This window comes from uncultured Candidatus Kuenenia sp., assembly GCF_900696675.1.
In the GTDB taxonomy this organism is placed as follows: Bacteria; Planctomycetota; Brocadiia; order Brocadiales; family Brocadiaceae; genus Kuenenia; species Kuenenia stuttgartiensis_A.
The window spans coordinates 44,163-60,640 of the sequence record NZ_CAADGZ010000007.1; the positions used below are offsets into that span (position 1 = coordinate 44,163).

Sequence of the window (16,478 nt, forward strand, 5' to 3'; positions counted from 1 at the left end):
AACCTCAATTGTTGTAACAATTTAGTTCTTTGAAAAAGTAGGGGCGAAGCATTTGCCCGTTTGGGTATGAATGCATTTATGACAATTTACAGCAAATGCTTCGCCCCTATGCTATGCGGCAAACATCGATATTATTAGAGTTTTTCAAAAAACTAAATTATTACTATCTATTTGACTATAAATATTTTGCCCAAAAATGCAAAGAAATTACTTTTAAGGTACTGACTCTTAAATTCCATTAAATTGCGGTGAGAAAACTACGCTATTGAAACCATGGGAAGAAGTATGCCAACTGTTTTTAGGGCAGGGTGTTTCTCTTTATGCCTTAATTTGTCCTTGACTTTTATTCCTAAAACGTTTAGTTTTTAAAAAAAAATTTAAAGAGGAAAAAAATATTGGCACAAAGTAATTGGCAGGAATTCTCAAAAGGTCTTTTTAAGTATAACGCATTGTTTGTGTTGGTGTTAGGTATTTGTCCCAGCCTGGCAGTAACAACTTCATTAAAGAATGGTGTATCAATGGGGGGCGCTGCGACCTTTGTTCTTGTGTCTTCCAATTTTATCATCTCTCTCATCCGCCCGTATGTCCCCCGCGAGATTAGAATCCCTTGCTTTATTGTTGTTATTGCTTCGTTTGTAACGATTGTTGAATTAATGATGAAGGCGTATTTGCCAACAGAGATAAACGCCTCGTTGGGAATATTTATTCCTCTTATCGTAGTCAATTGCATTATTTTGTATCGTGCGGAGGCCTTTGCTTATAAAAATAAACCCTTTGTTTCCATATTAGATGGTTTGGGTATCGGTTTGGGATGGACTTTATCCCTCTGCCTTGTTTCCGGTGTGCGTGAAATGCTTGGAGCGGGCACTCTTTTTGGATTAAAACTGTCCGAGCGCTATGAGCCTGCTTCTATAATGATTATGGCGCCGGGCGCGTTTATTATTACAGGTCTTCTCATGGGTTTATTCAACTGGAGAAAGCAACTAAAGATTGAAAAGTCGATGAAGGCTTATCAGAAAAATGATTAAAGAGTTAGCGATAATAATTGTTAGTGTTGTTTTTGTAAATAATTTTGTCCTGGCAAAATTCCTGGGGCTCTGCCCATTCCTTGGTGTTTCTCAAAAGACCTCCTCGGCGCTTGGCATGGGCGCCGCCGTAACGTTTGTAATGACGCTTGCTTCCGCCATTACGTGGATTTTATACAATTATATTCTGTTGCCGGGTGATGCGAACCTCGTGGGTATGGTTTTCCCTTCTATTGGGGAAACAGGGCTTATTGAGGTGTTAAAGACGATCAGCTACATACTTGTGATTGCAACGCTCGTACAGTTAGTTGAAATGATGCTTCGCAAGATGGTTCCTGCGTTGTACGACAGTCTGGGCGTCTTTTTGCCGCTTATTACCACAAACTGCGCCGTGTTGGGTGTGGCGCTTTTAAACACTACGGATTCTCCGCAGCATTTAGGGTTTATAGAAGCAATCGTTCAGGGCTTTGGTGCGGGTATCGGTTTTACGGTAGCCATATTACTAATGTCTGGTATCAGGGAGCGCCTGGCGTTGCTTAGCATACCAAAACCTTTACAGGGGCTTCCCATTGCGTTTATATGCACAGGCCTTATGGCATTGGCTTTTTTCGGATTTTCAGGGATGGTACCATAGATATGCGTCACGTTATTTCTGTGTTAGTAGAGAACAAAGTTGGGGTTCTTGCCCGGATTACCGGCTTAATCAGCGGCAGGGGATTTAACATCGATAGCCTTGCCGTGGGCGAGACCGAAAATCCCGATCTTTCCAGGATTACGATAGTTGTCAGGGGAGATGACGCTATTCTGGAGCAGGTAAGAAAACAGATCAACAAACTTATTGACGTTATTAAGATCACCGATTTTACCAATGAAGAGTTTGTCGAACGGGATTTAATGTTGCTGAAGATAAATTGTCCTATCGGGAAACGCGGCGAGATTATAGAGATTGTGAATATTTTCAGAGGAAAGATTGTAGATGTTGGCCTGAGAGATCTCGTTATCGAGATTGCCGGAATAGAGGATAAGATTGAAGCAATGCTGGCGTTATTGCGTCCTTATGGAATAAAAGAACTGGTGAGAACGGGGAGCATTGCTATCACAAGGGGAGCACGGTAAAAGATCAAGCGTGATTGGTATTGTTTGACTGAAAGACAAAAGGAAGGGTTATGATAAAAATATATTATGAAAAAGATGCTGATATCAGCGTTTTAAAAGGAAAGAAGATCGCCGTCATAGGCTATGGCAGTCAGGGACACGCTCAGGCGCAAAACCTCAGGGAATCCGGTATGGAGGTAATTGTTTCTACCAGAGAAGGTACGGCTAACTATCGGTTGGCCGTTAAGCATGGGTTTAAGCCGGTGAGTGCGGAGGCAGCGGCAAAAGAGGGCGATTTTATCCAGATACTTCTTCCTGATGAATCCCAAAGGGCTATTTACGAAACGCAAATCAAGCCTCACGTTACGAAAGGAAAGACATTATGTTTTTCCCACGGGTTTAACATTCATTTTGGACAGGTAGTTCCTTCCGGCGATGTAGACGTAATTATGGTAGCGCCGAAGGGGCCAGGCCATCTGGTTCGCTCTGAATTTGAAAAAGGCGGCGGAGTTCCCTGTCTTATGGCAATCCATCAGGATGTTACGGGAAAAGCAAAGGAAAAGGCATTGGCATATGCGCATGGGGTTGGTGGCACAAGAGGAGGGGTGATAGAAACTACCTTTGCCGAGGAGACGGAAACCGACCTGTTCGGCGAACAGGCGGTACTATGTGGTGGGGTATCTGCATTAGTAAAGGCAGGGTTTGAGACCCTCGTTGAGGCTGGTTACAAACCGGAGCTGGCTTATTTTGAATGCATGCACGAACTTAAACTGATAGTGGATCTTTTCTATCAGGGCGGTCTTAGTTATATGCGGTATTCTGTAAGCAATACTGCAGAATACGGCGATTTGACCCGTGGCCCCCGCATCATTACAGAAGAAACAAAAAAAGAAATGAAACGTATATTAGGCGAAATACAGTCGGGGCAATTTGCCAAAGAGTGGATATTGGAAAATCAGGCTGGTCGTCCAAGTTTTAACGCCTTGGAAAAGAAGGATAGAGAACACCAGCTTGAAAAAGTTGGCAGAGAATTGCGAAAAATGATGAAATGGATAAACGTTAAAGAGGTTACATAATGGTTTTTGAATAGGAGAAATAAATGTTAAAGTGCCGTAGCAAGGTTTTGGGATTTGTCTTATGTGGAATAGCAAGCATCTGTTTTAGCTATTCCGCCATGGCGTCAAAAGAGAAAGAAGCGACTGCCCCAAAGCAACAAGAAAAAACAACGGAAGCAAAACAGATAGGTGATTCAAAGAAGGTGGTTGCGACTATCAATGGTGAAAGCATTACGAAGGCAGAGGTGGAACGAGTGCTGGAGAGATTTAAGAATCAGCTACCTCCGGACAGAATTGCTTCTGTTGAAAAACAGATAATTGATGGCTTGGTGGCACAGAAGTTGTTTTTGCAATTTATTAAGAAGAATAAGATTGCAATAGGCGATGATGCGCTGAAGACGGAATTGGATAAAGTTCGTGAGGATATAAAACTGAATCCGGGGTTGCAAGGAAAGTCACTGGAAGAAGTGTTGGAATCACATGGTAGCAATATCGAAGACTTAAAGAGGGATATTACAATTTCTTTGTCTTTGGAAAAATACTTTGCTGATACCGTAAGCGATGCAAAAGTAAAAGACTATTTTGAAAAAAACAGACAGATATATGATGGCACTGAGGTTCAGGCCAGCCATATTTTAGTAGATACGCGTAACCTGCAGGGTGAAGAAGATCTGGCAAAGGCAAAGCAAAAGATAGAAAAGGTAAAAGCTGAGATCGCTGAAGGGAAAAAAGACTTTGCCAAGCTTGCCGAAGAATATTCTGATTGTCCGTCCTCGAAAAAAGGCGGAGATCTTGGCTATTTTGTAAGAAAGGGCCAGATGGTGGAACCATTTGCGGAGGCGGCTTTTGCTTTAAAAGTGGGAGAGGTGAGCGATGTTGTAACGACCCAGTTTGGATATCATATCATAAAGGTTACTGATATCAAAAAGGGCGGGGAAATTGATTTTAATGAATTAAAACCTGAAATTAAACTGGACATATTAAAACAAAATGCCGATTCCCTGCTGGACAGATTAAAGCAGCAGGCAAAGATTGAAATCAAGTAACATACGTAAACAGTAAAATATTTTCGATGCATTTTGGAGGTCTTTTAAACAAAAAGCTTCCCTTCCGGCAATTAAATGAATAGGAAGGGAAGCTTTTTTTATCTGTAAACAGTCTTAAAGTGTCTTTTAAAGCACAAGGGGAAAACAATAAATCAGGCTGCCCTTGGCACCTACTTTATGCTGCTGCTGCTGCTGCTGCTGTTGATGTTAATGTATAGACGCATGCAATGCGTCTCTACAAAAATATTGAAATTTCTAAACTGGCATAGCCAGAACCAAACAAACAGGAAATAAAAAATACGAAATTCGAAGTACGAAATCCAAAACAAATTCCAAAATCCTCCCCCATCACCCCTTCCAAGGGTGGAGAATGTCCTCCGCTGGCGGGGGGCAGGGAGTGGATTCGTATTTAGCATTTCGGATTCACCATGTAATATTTTGGCCAAAAATGCAAAGATATTACTGATAAGATACTAATAGAAGCAAGATATTTTAAGTTGATTTTTCATCGCGGCTATAGTATCTTGCCAGGTGAAATTTTTATTAAACACTCTTATAATAAGCAGATGGGACAAAGGCAATGCAAATAATACTTTTGACTATGTGAATCACATGTGATATATTCCCGTCTACGTAACCAAATAAAATTCGATAATGATGTGTAATTTTAATGCATTTGCATTGAAAAGGGGAACAAGTCAATGCCAATAAACAAAAAAAAACCAAAAACAGCAAGCATGAAAAAGACTGCAAAAAGTGCCATGAAAGCTACAAAAAAATCTACGGATAAGATTGTTTTGAGTTCTCTTTTTAAAACAATCATCATTGACGGCAAAACGGAGCAGGCGACCAGGCAGATTAGGCGGACGCTCTTTTTTGACCAGGTGGAAGTGTTTCCCTTTACGCAAATTAAAAAAATAGAATTAGTAAAAAATGAGAAAGAATCAATAACAGACAGCTATTTGACATACGCAGTTTTATTGCATCTTAACAACGGAAAAACCATGTTGGTTGATGAACTTGGCGAAACATCCGTCAGAGGAGGTTTCAAAGAAATGAAAAACCTCGGGAAAAAGATCAGCATGATTACAGGCAAAGAATTTATTTTGTGTGACGAGTAACCTATTTCCATCGACAACCTTTACCACAAAGCAGTTGTGGGGGAGTTTCATCATGTTCATTACGAGAAGTTTTTTTGCCGCCATTTTTATGGCGATACTTGTCTCTTCCCGCATCGTAAATGCCTTTGAATCTGAAATGAACGAAGAACAGATTGCTGCGGCGATTGGTTACGGGAAGAAGCATAAAGGTATGGATGTTTTTAAAGGCACTGTGATAAAAAATGCTTGTTTTGGAAAATATCCTGAATTAGATAGTGGATTGATTATGAGTAAATACATTGAACTTGCCATTGTTTCTGCCATGAATGCGGTGAAAGAAAAGGAAACGACCGCCGACGATATAAATGAAATACAATCTGCGGATTTTTTTAAAGTAATTGTACTTGTTTTAGAAGAAGGCATTCAAACTCCAGGAGGCGTGCAGATTACATTAAAACAAGGTTTAAACAACATCTTGCCGCAAAAAACCGAGTTTGGGAGAAAGCATAAGGACGGTAAACAAAGTGTGATAGGGGTCTTTCGGTATGACAAGATAGATACGTATGCAAAAACTGAGGTTATCATAAAAACGAGGGGACGGGAAAAAACCTATAAAATTGATTTTTCTGTTATAAAATGATCAGGGAAGCAGAAGAAATAAAGACATGCCCAAAGCATACCTTTAGAGATAAACTTTTCGATTTTTCCTGCCGTCGCATTGGTTCTCAGCAAACAAAAACTTTATTTAAATTATACGATCTAGCCACCTTCGACCTCTATGGCAAACCAAAAGGGGCAATAGGTGCGATTGATATTACCAACCGTTGTAACTTGCGTTGCAAACACTGTTATTTTTATGCGCATGATTACGCAGAAAAACCGGAGTTGAGTGACGATGAGTGGATTGAAAAACTGGAGGGACTGAAAGAAACAGGTTTCCCCTTTTATCAATGTTCATGGATTGGCGGTGAACCTTTGCTTCGGAAAGATTTGCTGGAGCGCTGCATGAAGTATTTCCGGTCAAATCTGATTGTCACAAACGGAACACTGGAACTTCCCAATTGGCCGGATGTGAATTTTTATATATCGGTTGACGGCAAAAAGGAGACACATGAAGCCATCCGTGGAAATGGTTGTTATGACATAATAAGAAAAAATGCGGGGAGAAACGATTTAAAGATTAGCGTTTCAATGGTAATTAATAAAATGAATTACCGTGAAATTGAATATTTTATTGAGGAATGGAAAGAGGTTGGCGTTCGGGGTTGTTTGTTTCAAATACATACGCCGGTAAAAGGGTTGGCGAACAATGATTTTTGGCCTGGCTGGAAACTGCGGGATGATATAGTAGATACATTGCTTCGATTAAAGGAGGAAAAGTATGGTGATTTTATAGGAATGCCGGTCCATGTGCTTAAGCTTATGAAATCCGACAAATGTAAGGAGGTGACACGGAATTGCATTTTCAAAAAAGTATCGTTTTGTTTTGACCCGCAGGGCCAGATTAAAAAACCTTGTATGTTTGGACAGCAAGCAGACTGTCTGCGGTGTGGCTGTATCCTTCCTTTTCACCTGTGGGCATTGGAAGGTAAGTGGCTTTTAATGAGAGAGCTTATGATATATTTTAAACGCCGAGTGGGTAAAAAAATGCTTCGTTAGCATATCGATACCAAAATAACATAGTAATGATGGTTGTTTTTAATACCTTTACTTTTTATTATTTTGGAATTGCACTATCAGCCGCTTATACAATTCTTACATCCTCATGCCTTATGCCCCTGGCAGTGTGTTGTCTCTATCATAAAACACATATACGAGCACTATTACCAAACCCGAAAATATGAAATTCCAAAAAACGCAATAGTTCCCCCACCCCTAATGGTAAAATCCGAAATGCTAAATACGAAATCCGAAACAAATTACAAATTCTAAATTCATCCCGTTAGATAACATTCAATAATACATCTATTATTTGATAATTCTGTATCTAACGGGGTAAAATTTTCAAATGTTCAAACCCCGGTTTTTTCATTGGGATTTTGTATTTTGCAATTTGTTTCGTATTTCGTACTTATTGTGTTCTTGCCTGTCCATATTAGGATATTAATTATTTATGTCTTATATTAAGAATATTGCAATTCGTTCATTCTTTATTAGCGGCATAATTTTTTTTCTTTTGTGCGGCGTCTATTTCTCGATTCCGGTAATTTTAGAAAAGAAAATTCTCCCTCTTCTTTTTAACAAAGCAGGATTCGTTCAATCAACCGGTAAAATCAGAAAATTTGGCTTTACCGGGTTAGATGTAACTTCGGTTCGATTGGGTAACCCGGAAAATCCCTCCATTTCCCTCGATTCTATCCGCATTGATTATTCTTTAATGGGGCTGGCAAGAAGGCATATTAAAAAAATAATAATCAGCGGGGTGGAGATACGGGCGGAGTTTAAAGACGGCAAAATGGGTATTCCCGGAATAGATTTCGGCAAACTCTTCAGAAATTCCTCAAATACCGGACGGGAACAACAAACGGTTTCACAAAGAATTCCCATTAACATTGGAGAACTAGAAATACGGCATGCCGCAGTTCTTTTGAAATCAGGCGTGGAAGATTTTTATATCCCTTTCAGTATGCGGATATATCCAGTCTTTGAGAATAAGGAAGAACAACCTTCCGGCTACGCAATACAGTACAGATTAGACCCGCAACATGCGAATATCTTCTATGGAGTAAGGATAAAATCCAGGATAAATGGCAGTGCAATGTATAATTTTACGACCTCTGATTTGGCATTGCGGCTTGATCTTACTGATATGGATGTAGTGTATAATGACCTGCAATTTAAAAATACATCGAAAGATGTTCCGTTAATAATAACCATCACAAGAACAAAAAATATCGTTCAAATGCATTTTAACCGGTTTAGTGTTATGTCGCTCCTCCCATTTGAAGTATCAATGAATCCTGATAGTCACCTTACGGTGAATATGGATGAAGACACACTGAATGCCGAAGGGAGCGTGAAGGTGTTTTTAAAGAAAGAATTGATGAACAACGATCCCCATATTGGCCTAAAATTAGGCCAGTCAGCAGAGCTGCCAATTTTTCTTAAAGGAGAAACCCAGGGAAAGCAGTGGCGTTTTTCACTAAACTCTGCCGGGACATCTCACCCTTTGACTTTTTCCCGGGGAACCGAAACAATGACTCTTTTCCCCAAAGAGCTTTCCATACAGGGAGAAGGTCTGAATACCAGCGGTTCTCTGCAATTTGATGCAAACCTCATTCATGTGCGGTATAAGGGGGATAATATGCATATACTGATTCCTCTTGTCTCATTGCAGGGCAGCGGATTGCTAAACTCTACGGAGAGTTCTTCTCTCCGGGCATTTGTGCAAATAACTGATGCGGAATGTGCTTCTCACGATTTTAATGCAAGGAAGATACAGGCGAAGATTCCCATTCAATGGCCATTCCCAGCTTCCGAAGATAACGACAGTATTGCGGAAGATACGAATTACCCCTATGTTGCCATCGATGATATAAACTATGGCGGCATAAACATCGGGTCAATTGTCGCAACGCCCTATCAAAACGGCGCAAACCTTCATTTTACAGGATTGTTTAAGGGCTTACTGTTCCCTGGTTTTAATGTAAATTTTAAGGGTATGGCGGGTCTGAATGATGAGAATACCTTTATTTCCAAGGTAGACTTCAACTCTGCGGAACCGGAAAAGACACTGCAATTTGAATTATCTTCTGTTGCATCGCAATTTAGCGGGATATTTTTTAATGGCATTGCCGACATCCGCGGTAATTGGAGCTTTGATGGAACCAGGGGAACAAGCACGGGCATGGTGTTACTTCGCAATACGAAAATAGATAGTCCTCAAAAAAAGATGACGATAGAAGGAGTGGAACTTCAACTTGCCATGAGCGACCTGTTAAACCTCCGCAGCGATCCTGGACAAGTGCTGAAATTCCAGCGTTTCACATGGGGAGATATAGAAATAAGCGAAGGCGAGGCGTCGTTTCAAATAGAATCCCCTTCTTCCCTTTTCCTTAAAAAAAGTAGTTTTCTCTGGTGCGGGGGGAATGTCTATACGCATGGCCTGCGCTTAAAACCAGGCAATGATGGATTAGATATTATCTGTTACTGCGACCGGTTGAGACTGGCGACTGTTTTAAAACAGTTTCATCTCGCATCCGCTGAAGGTGAAGGCTCTGTAAATGGTCGTTTGCCTATCAGTTATAAAAATGGAGAGATAAAAATTGCCGATGGTTTTCTTTATTCCACGCCCGGGGAGGGCGGCATTATTCGTTTTAATACAGAAACGCTTATTCCTGGCGCGGCCGGCACACAAAAGGGTATACAAACGGATGTTGCGATGGAAGCCCTTAAGGATTTCCACTATGATTGGGCAAAGCTTTCGTTGTTGAGCAAGGGAGAAGACCTCCACGTTTATTTACAGATGGAGGGAGCGCCTGTTAATTTACTCCCGTTTGCCTACACAAAAAAATCAGGACTGGTGAAAGCAAAAGGAGAACCAAAGGCTCGTTTCCAGAAAATACTCTTTCATTTTAACTTTACATTACCCATTGATGAATTATTACACTATAGCGCAGGCTTGGGGGAATTATTACAATATCAGTAACATATAAAGATTTAGTAACACTTTAGTTTTTTGAAAAACGTAAGAGCGAGAGATGAAGCACGAGAGACGAGAGACGAGAGACGAGAGACGAGAGACGAGAGACGAAAGATGTCTGTCATCCATCATCCGTCGTCCCTACATCGTGCGGAAAACAGCGCTATTATTGGAATTTTTCGAAAAACTAAAGTGCTACGGAATATTGAGTTTTTTGTCATTAGAATTTGTTTCGTATTTCGAATTTGGTTACGCCCAAATGTTGCGCTAAGATAATTATTGTGATAGGGTATTCTTGCTTTTATACCAATGTATTCGTAAGGAATTACAGTTAAGGAGGGATTGATGAAACAAAATAGTGTCATTTTATGTATAGTGTTTTTTCTTGTCTTGCATGGTTGTAAAACGGAACATAAGGTAGAACTTGAAGTCAAACCAATGCAAATTACCATTGATGTGAATATACGAATAGATAGGGAGCTGGATAATTTTTTTGGCAACCTTGATGAAGCCGCAAAAACACTCGGCGGGGAAGTCGGTGATTCTAAAGCAGCGGAGACGCCAAACCCTGGCCAGTAGTTTTTTATTGATTAAGAGATTTTTGTCAGAAGGAGAAAAATAAATGAAGTCAAATTTTTTTGCAATGTTTTTTCTTATTTTATTGAGTGGAATTTGTCCTGTCGCTACAGTAATCTTTGCCGATAATATACAGACAATAAAAGTGCAAATGGAAAAACGCCTTCCTCTCATAGTAGAGTTAAAATCGAAGGGAATTATTGGTGAAAACAACACAGGATATTTACAGTATGTGCAGGCAAACCGTGAAAACGAAGAGGTTGTTAATGCGGAAAATGAGGACAGAAAAAAGGTGTATGCTATTATAGCAAAAAAGGAAGGCGCAAGCATCGGGCAGGTAGGCAGTCGCAGGGCATTGCAGATTGCAAAAAAAGCGCTAAAGGGCGACTGGCTACAGGACAGAAACGGAAAATGGTATCAAAAGTAGCACATGTAAGCGTACTATGCCAGGGTTGATGTGCGGGCAGAATGCTTCATTTATTTTTGTTGTGCGATGTCCGTTTAGCACAACTCTGTTACTCGTGGCTTTCGCAATGATGGGTTTGTTTGATTATTAAACGGCAATATATGAGGTAAGAAATATGTCTTTTAAAGCAATTATTTTTGATCTGGACGGCACGCTTATAGACTCTCTGGAAGATTTATGCAATGCCGCGAACCGTGTATTAAAGAAAAATAATTTTCCAACGCACGAAATGGAAGAGTATCGGTATTTTGTTGGGGAGGGAGTTGCTGCGCTTATCACACGCGCATTGCCGGACGAAATAAAAAATGAGGACATAATAAACTCTTGCGTAGGGGAATTTCGTGAAGAATATCGAAAAAACTGGAATATAAAAACAAAACCATACGAAGGGATTGCCGAGATGCTGGACTTGATCACATTGCGCGGCTTAAAAATGGCAGTCCTTTCAAATAAACCCGATTACTTTACAAAAAAATGCGTAGCAGCATTTTTGCCGAACTGGAAATTTGACCGGATAATAGGCCAGCGCGATGATGTTCCTAAAAAGCCCGATCCCGCAGGCGCAAAAGAAATTGCAGAATACCTGGCCGTTTCTCCGTCGGAAATTATTTATGTTGGCGATACGCCCATTGATATGGAAACGGCCATTGCTGCAGGCATGCTTCCTGTAGGTGTTCTGTGGGGGTTCCGTCCTGAAGACGAACTTAAAAGGAGCGGTGCGCATAGAATAATTCAGAAACCAGAAGAAATTATTGACGTTATCGATCATTCAACGGAATAAGTAAGACGGACTTTTGAGAACCCATATTTTCTGGCAAAATATTTAATGGTGAAATCCGAAATGCCAAGTCCTAAAAAGAAACCAGGTTCATCTGCAGAATGTTTCTTATTCATCCACTTGGGCTTATCGCTTCCGGAGTATTGTTGGTAGCATTGTCACCCCCGGAGATACAAAAGAAGTTGTTGATAACATGAGGGAAAGTGGATAGTATGTACTGTGGTTGGAAAATTTACCACAAAAGCGTGGGATTAAAGCTGCTGAGAAGGGGAAGGGTTACAAAATACCTGTTTTTGAAAAAGATACGATTATAAAGATTTTGTAAAAATAATCAATGTCAACAACGCATTGATACGGCAATGCACAACACCGTGCTGCCAATTGAGTGATTAGAGAAAAGGAGGTCGTAAATGCCTGATTATGGATCGCGCAGAAAACAGCCGGATATAAATTTCGAACAAATATCCTTGCAGCCATTAAAAAAGTTTCTCCCACCCATCATTATGCTGATCTTCATTATCATTAGCGGGTATTCGGCATTTTACACGGTAAAGGCAAATGAAGAAGCGGTAGTTTTACGGTTCGGAAAATATAAAGAAACGGTTGGACCAGGATTGCATACTAAAATTCCTTACGGCATTGATAAAATACTAAAAGGAGAGGTAAAAACAATCTATAACGAGGAATTTGGCTTCAGAACAAGACAACGCGGCACCACGAGTATTGTGGACTATGAATTCCCTGCGGCGCAGGAGGAAAAACTTATGCTTACCGCGGATCTTAATTGTGCGGAAGTGAATTGGGTTATTCGCTACAAAATTAAAGCCTTAGAAGAGTATTTTTTCAATGTAAGGGACGTTCGTGAAACAATCCGTGGCATTTCGCAATCGGTAATGAGGACACTGGTGGGAGACCTCTCCATCGATGAAGTTTTAACCATTGGCAGGATCGAAATAGAGCAAATGGCCAAAGAAAATATACAAAAAGGCCTGGATGAATATAAATGCGGTATCAGCATTCAATCGGTTTTGCTCAAAGGAGTTGATCCTCCTCTTGCTGTCAAGGACGCCTTTAATGCGGTAAACCAGGCAATACAAAACAAAGACAAAATCATTAATGAGGCGGAAGGTCAGAAAAATAAACTACTGCCTGCGGCTGAAGGGAAAAAAGAGCAGGCAATCAGGGAGGCTGAAGGATATTATGTAAGAAGGATAAACAGAGCAACAGGGGACGTAAAGGCATTTCTTGCAGTATATGAAGAATACAAAAAGGCGGAAGATGTAACAAGGCGGAGGCTCTTCCTTGAGACGATGGCGGATGTGTTGCCAAAATGCGAAAAATTGTATATTATCGATAAAGATTTAAAAGGATTATTACCTATCCTTGGCCTCAATGAGGAGGGAATGAAGAAATGAAAAGGAACGTTATAATTATATTAATCGCAATAGGTATCATTGCAATATTCCTGAAAAGTTCCCTGTATGTTGTTGATGAACGATTGCAGGCCGTTATCACGCAGTTTGGAAAACCCGTGCGAACGACGGTGGTTCATGGACTTCATGTAAAAACCCCATTTATTCAGGACGTCAGATATTTTAATAAACGCATACTAAACTGGACGGGTGATATTAGTGATATTCTCACAAGGGATAAGGAAAACATAGGCGTAGCCTCCTGGGCACGATGGAAAATTGTCGATCCGCTCAAATTTTATACTTCGCTGGGCATAGAAGCACGCGGACAGGGATTGCTTGATGAGGTTATCGAGTCGGCTGTGAAAAACGTTGTGAGCGCCTATCCGTTAAAAGAGGTTCTCAGGAACTCCAATCGTAAACTGGAATATACGACAAAGGAGCTTGAAGTAGCGGAAGAAACAAAGAAAGTAATCATTAAAAAAGGCCGCGATGAAATTACAGCAGAAATTCTTGCTATGGCACGACGCTCGCTAGAAGACCGGTACGGGATTGAATTGGTGGATGTGAGAATAAAATACATTAACTACGTGGCGGCAGTAATTCCAAAGATTTATGATCGTATGCGTTCGGAACGTATCCGCATCGCGAATAAATATGAATCAGAAGGGAGAAGGGAAGAAGCTGAAATTTTAGGCACGATGAGGAAAGAACTGGAGAGAATCGAATCGGAAGGGTATCGTACGGCAGAAGAAACCAGGGGACAAGCTGATGCAGAGGCCATTAAGATTTACGCGGAAGCATATACAAAAGCCCCGGAATTATATTCCTTTCTCAAAACACTGGAAACATATAAAACCACAATAAGCTCACAGACACGGCTTATTCTCAACACGGACGGAGAATATTTCAGGTATCTCAAGGGATTTGAAAAAGATGTTGGAGCCGTTGAAGCGTGGTCTTTAGAGTAAAAAAACGGGAAGGGTTTCGCCTGTAGATCAGAAACCCCTTTTTTTAAGAACTGGCCTGAAAATACAGAGAAAGGTTGCGGGTTGCATTTATATCTGCCCCTGCAGCAAGGCCCAAAATACTACAAGGGGGAGAACCCCAATTTTTTGTAAAAATGCAGTGAATTGACTACATTTTTAAAAAACCAAACTATTGCAGAATTATGAAAATAAAAGACCTTATAGAAGAAGCAACTTCTTTGCCTGTTGAAGAAAGGGCGATGGTTATTGATTCTTTGTTAAAAAGTCTAAACCCACCGGAATTGGAAATAGAAAAAAAATGGGTATCCGTGGCTAAACGACGACTTGAGGAACTTCGTTCTGGTAAGGTAAAAGCAATACAAGGTGAAGAAGTATTTGAAAAAATATGGAATAAGTTCTTAAAATGAAATATTCCTTTCATCCCGAAGCAGAGATAGAATTCATTGAAGCGATTGAGTATTATGAAGAAAGGGAATCAGGTTTGGGATACGACTTTGCTATTGAGGTATATTCAGCTATTGAAAGAATGATAGCTTTCCCAAAAGCCTGGCCAATTATAGAGGAAGATATCCGACGGTAGTTAGTCCGAAGATTTCCATATGGAATTTTATATTCCGCAGAGAAAGAAGGAGTTTGCATTGTAGCCGTCATGCATTTACATAGAGAACCAAAATACTGGAAACACAGAATCTAAATATAGTCAAGCAAATCATAACAACAAATCTGATTTTAGAAATTTAGCGGTAATGTTTTTCTGAAAATAGATTTGTTTGACGATAATTCCAAAAAGGGATGCTTGTTGCATTTATATCTGCCCCCGCAGCAAGGCCCAAAGTATCCCAAGGTACTCGTAAAATACTTGTTCCGCCTTATCAAAACCATGTGAACTTGGGAAAAAATCACCGGGCGCGGTTGTTTGTGATTTCAGAATAGTGTGTCCCGCAGGAGCAGGTATGGGACTCATCCCTGATTTTCTGAACATTCCCATTGCGCGCACCATGTGATTTGCCGATGTAACTAAAATGAAATGGTCATTCCCCACAATGGGTTTTACAAATTTTGCCTCATCATGCGTATCTCTTGATTCGGCTTGCAAAATAAGTGATTTCTCTTCGACTCCAAGCGCCATTGCCAATTCTGCCATTGCTTCCGCTCCTGAAACGGGATCAAAAACCCTTCCTCCGGATAAAACAATCCTGCTTTCAGGCACCAACCTGTGAAGCCGTATCCCTTCCGCAAGACGAACTAGCGTTTCTTCGGAAACCCTGCTGGTTATCGGCGTATCCGGGTCGGAAGTATGCCCTCCTGCCAGAACAACAATCCATTTCACTTCGGGAATAATAGCTCCTGCTGTATCACCGGATGATTGCATTGATAAAAGAGGAGGATATTTATATTCTAAGCGCCTGATAAATACTTTCGAAGCAGGAGAGGAGTAACAGAAAAATGCAAATAGCAGAATGCCAGACAAAACGACATACTTCCCACGTTTCTGCTTTCTGGAAAAGAACATCAATCCGGCGCCGACTATCAATATTTCAAGACATAATGGAACAGGAAACAGCAATTGGGCAATAAGTTTTTTTAGTGTAAGCATTTTTTACCTTTCATGAATTACAGACCGCAAACTATAGCACTGGAAATCCTCAAACCATGCAGTAAATTGTTATAATTCTTCGGGATCGAATTTTATTGTGCTACAAACAGACCACCACCCCTAACGCGGCTACATTTTTTTAATGCCTCCTGGATTTTTCAAAAGACTAAAGTGTTACAATTACGGAAATTCCTTTGCAAAAAATATTGCATTATAAATATTATGATATTTATGATAAGTTTAAAAACAGATATTTTGTAACATTTTAGTCTTTTGAAAAACGTATTTACCGATAAGATCCGCAGGAGCAGCCTGTTTGTAGCAAAATAGGATATTATAAAAGATTGTAGAGACAGGTTTGAAACCTGTCTCTGCAATTAGGAGCGACCTGTCTCTTGTAAATCCATATTAAACAGGTCTGCCTGAATACGGACAGGCCATTTACCTTATTGAATTTTATTATGCTACAAACAGACCGACCCTGACAGGGCTACATGGTATTTTTTCTATCCCGGGAATTTTTCAAAAAACTAAAGTGTTACGACGTTTTAAGTTTTTTTAAATAATAACGGTAACTATTCAGCGTAAACGATACACGGCTCGTTCCCAAACTCCAGTTTGGGAATGCATTTGTTCGAGAAACTCCGGTTTCTCGCCTGTTTGCTGATAGATAGGGAATAAAATCACAGGGTTAAGA

General features: G+C 40.3%; 17 protein-coding genes. 16 read left to right on the top strand and 1 reads right to left on the bottom strand.

All coding sequences use genetic code 11. The features are described 5' to 3' along the window. Positions 1–395 precede the first annotated feature (395 nt). The 16 genes from QZT26_RS02450 to QZT26_RS02525 all read left to right on the top strand — a co-directional run bounded on the left by QZT26_RS02450 (position 396) and on the right by QZT26_RS02525 (position 14,764). Positions 396–1,028 carry an electron transport complex subunit E gene (locus QZT26_RS02450; RefSeq protein ID WP_230407997.1) on the top strand — a complete coding sequence of 211 codons (633 nt, stop codon included), beginning with the start codon at positions 396–398 and terminating at the stop codon, positions 1,026–1,028. Continuing rightward, positions 1,021–1,659 carry an RnfABCDGE type electron transport complex subunit A gene (locus QZT26_RS02455; RefSeq protein WP_099325550.1) on the top strand — a complete coding sequence of 213 codons (639 nt, stop codon included), beginning with the start codon at positions 1,021–1,023 and terminating at the stop codon, positions 1,657–1,659. Before QZT26_RS02450 ends, QZT26_RS02455 begins: the two co-directional genes overlap by 8 nt. Before the next feature lie 2 nt (positions 1,660–1,661). Beyond that, a complete protein-coding gene (ilvN, locus tag QZT26_RS02460) occupies positions 1,662–2,141 on the top strand; it encodes an acetolactate synthase small subunit (RefSeq protein WP_099325551.1) in 480 nt (159 codons plus the stop codon). 50 nt (positions 2,142–2,191) lie between these two features. Further along, positions 2,192–3,196, top strand: coding sequence for a ketol-acid reductoisomerase (gene ilvC / locus QZT26_RS02465; RefSeq protein ID WP_099325552.1), 1,005 nt, complete (start codon positions 2,192–2,194; stop codon positions 3,194–3,196). A 23-nt stretch (positions 3,197–3,219) separates the two neighbouring features. Beyond that, complete coding sequence (locus tag QZT26_RS02470; protein ID WP_099325553.1) at positions 3,220–4,221, top strand: peptidylprolyl isomerase; 1,002 nt, start codon at positions 3,220–3,222, stop codon at positions 4,219–4,221. Between the two features lie 701 nt (positions 4,222–4,922). Continuing rightward, entirely contained in the window at positions 4,923–5,342 is a 420-nt protein-coding gene (locus tag QZT26_RS02475) for a hypothetical protein (RefSeq protein ID WP_099325555.1), read from the top strand. A gap of 52 nt (positions 5,343–5,394) precedes the next feature. Then, positions 5,395–5,961: a hypothetical protein gene (locus QZT26_RS02480; protein WP_099325556.1), complete on the top strand. Its 567-nt coding sequence runs from the start codon at positions 5,395–5,397 to the stop codon at positions 5,959–5,961. Then, a complete protein-coding gene (locus QZT26_RS02485) occupies positions 5,958–6,980 on the top strand; it encodes a radical SAM protein (RefSeq protein ID WP_099325557.1) in 1,023 nt (340 codons plus the stop codon). The genes QZT26_RS02480 and QZT26_RS02485 overlap by 4 nt, the downstream gene beginning before the upstream one ends. A 454-nt stretch (positions 6,981–7,434) precedes the next feature. Continuing rightward, positions 7,435–9,969, top strand: coding sequence for a YdbH domain-containing protein (locus tag QZT26_RS02490; protein WP_295100351.1), 2,535 nt, complete (start codon positions 7,435–7,437; stop codon positions 9,967–9,969). A gap of 339 nt (positions 9,970–10,308) precedes the next feature. Then, the gene (locus QZT26_RS02495) at positions 10,309–10,542 is read left to right on the top strand and encodes a YnbE family lipoprotein (RefSeq protein WP_099325559.1); all 234 of its coding nucleotides are present in this window, start codon (positions 10,309–10,311) and stop codon (positions 10,540–10,542) included. A gap of 43 nt (positions 10,543–10,585) precedes the next feature. Next, the gene (locus QZT26_RS02500; RefSeq protein WP_099325560.1) at positions 10,586–10,966 is read left to right on the top strand and encodes a YdbL family protein; all 381 of its coding nucleotides are present in this window, start codon (positions 10,586–10,588) and stop codon (positions 10,964–10,966) included. 154 nt (positions 10,967–11,120) lie between these two features. Then, a complete protein-coding gene (locus QZT26_RS02505) occupies positions 11,121–11,786 on the top strand; it encodes an HAD family hydrolase (RefSeq protein ID WP_169704515.1) in 666 nt (221 codons plus the stop codon). Between the two features lie 407 nt (positions 11,787–12,193). Then, complete coding sequence (gene hflK, locus QZT26_RS02510; RefSeq protein WP_295100358.1) at positions 12,194–13,198, top strand: FtsH protease activity modulator HflK; 1,005 nt, start codon at positions 12,194–12,196, stop codon at positions 13,196–13,198. Further along, positions 13,195–14,166 (top strand): protease modulator HflC, encoded by a 972-nt coding sequence (hflC, locus tag QZT26_RS02515; RefSeq protein WP_295100361.1) that lies wholly within the window; start codon positions 13,195–13,197, stop codon positions 14,164–14,166. Before hflK ends, hflC begins: the two co-directional genes overlap by 4 nt. Before the next feature lie 200 nt (positions 14,167–14,366). Beyond that, complete coding sequence (locus QZT26_RS02520) at positions 14,367–14,591, top strand: addiction module protein (protein WP_295100365.1); 225 nt, start codon at positions 14,367–14,369, stop codon at positions 14,589–14,591. Next, entirely contained in the window at positions 14,588–14,764 is a 177-nt protein-coding gene (locus tag QZT26_RS02525) for a hypothetical protein (protein ID WP_295100367.1), read from the top strand. Before QZT26_RS02520 ends, QZT26_RS02525 begins: the two co-directional genes overlap by 4 nt. Before the next feature lie 225 nt (positions 14,765–14,989). On the opposite strand, the gene QZT26_RS02530 is transcribed toward QZT26_RS02525, so the two are convergent. Beyond that, on the bottom strand, positions 14,990–15,781 hold the full coding sequence (locus QZT26_RS02530) for an ElyC/SanA/YdcF family protein (protein WP_295100370.1): 792 nt from the start codon (positions 15,779–15,781) through the stop codon (positions 14,990–14,992). Positions 15,782–16,478: the final 697 nt, after the last annotated feature.

Bases quoted from the DNA above. Each gene is read 5' to 3' on its own strand.
- QZT26_RS02455 (WP_099325550.1), top strand. From the start codon at position 1,021: ATGATTAAAGAGTTAGCGATAATAATTGTTAGTGTTGTTTTTGTAAAT.
- QZT26_RS02525 (WP_295100367.1), top strand. From the start codon at position 14,588: ATGAAATATTCCTTTCATCCCGAAGCAGAGATAGAATTCATTGAAGCG.
- hflK (WP_295100358.1), top strand. From the start codon at position 12,194: ATGCCTGATTATGGATCGCGCAGAAAACAGCCGGATATAAATTTCGAA.
- QZT26_RS02520 (WP_295100365.1), top strand. From the start codon at position 14,367: ATGAAAATAAAAGACCTTATAGAAGAAGCAACTTCTTTGCCTGTTGAA.
- QZT26_RS02470 (WP_099325553.1), top strand. From the start codon at position 3,220: ATGTTAAAGTGCCGTAGCAAGGTTTTGGGATTTGTCTTATGTGGAATA.
- QZT26_RS02490 (WP_295100351.1), top strand. From the start codon at position 7,435: ATGTCTTATATTAAGAATATTGCAATTCGTTCATTCTTTATTAGCGGC.
- ilvC (WP_099325552.1), top strand. From the start codon at position 2,192: ATGATAAAAATATATTATGAAAAAGATGCTGATATCAGCGTTTTAAAA.
- hflC (WP_295100361.1), top strand. From the start codon at position 13,195: ATGAAAAGGAACGTTATAATTATATTAATCGCAATAGGTATCATTGCA.
- QZT26_RS02480 (WP_099325556.1), top strand. From the start codon at position 5,395: ATGTTCATTACGAGAAGTTTTTTTGCCGCCATTTTTATGGCGATACTT.
- QZT26_RS02505 (WP_169704515.1), top strand. From the start codon at position 11,121: ATGTCTTTTAAAGCAATTATTTTTGATCTGGACGGCACGCTTATAGAC.
- QZT26_RS02485 (WP_099325557.1), top strand. From the start codon at position 5,958: ATGATCAGGGAAGCAGAAGAAATAAAGACATGCCCAAAGCATACCTTT.
- QZT26_RS02495 (WP_099325559.1), top strand. From the start codon at position 10,309: ATGAAACAAAATAGTGTCATTTTATGTATAGTGTTTTTTCTTGTCTTG.
- ilvN (WP_099325551.1), top strand. From the start codon at position 1,662: ATGCGTCACGTTATTTCTGTGTTAGTAGAGAACAAAGTTGGGGTTCTT.
- QZT26_RS02530 (WP_295100370.1), bottom strand. From the start codon at position 15,781: ATGCTTACACTAAAAAAACTTATTGCCCAATTGCTGTTTCCTGTTCCA.
- QZT26_RS02475 (WP_099325555.1), top strand. From the start codon at position 4,923: ATGCCAATAAACAAAAAAAAACCAAAAACAGCAAGCATGAAAAAGACT.
- QZT26_RS02500 (WP_099325560.1), top strand. From the start codon at position 10,586: ATGAAGTCAAATTTTTTTGCAATGTTTTTTCTTATTTTATTGAGTGGA.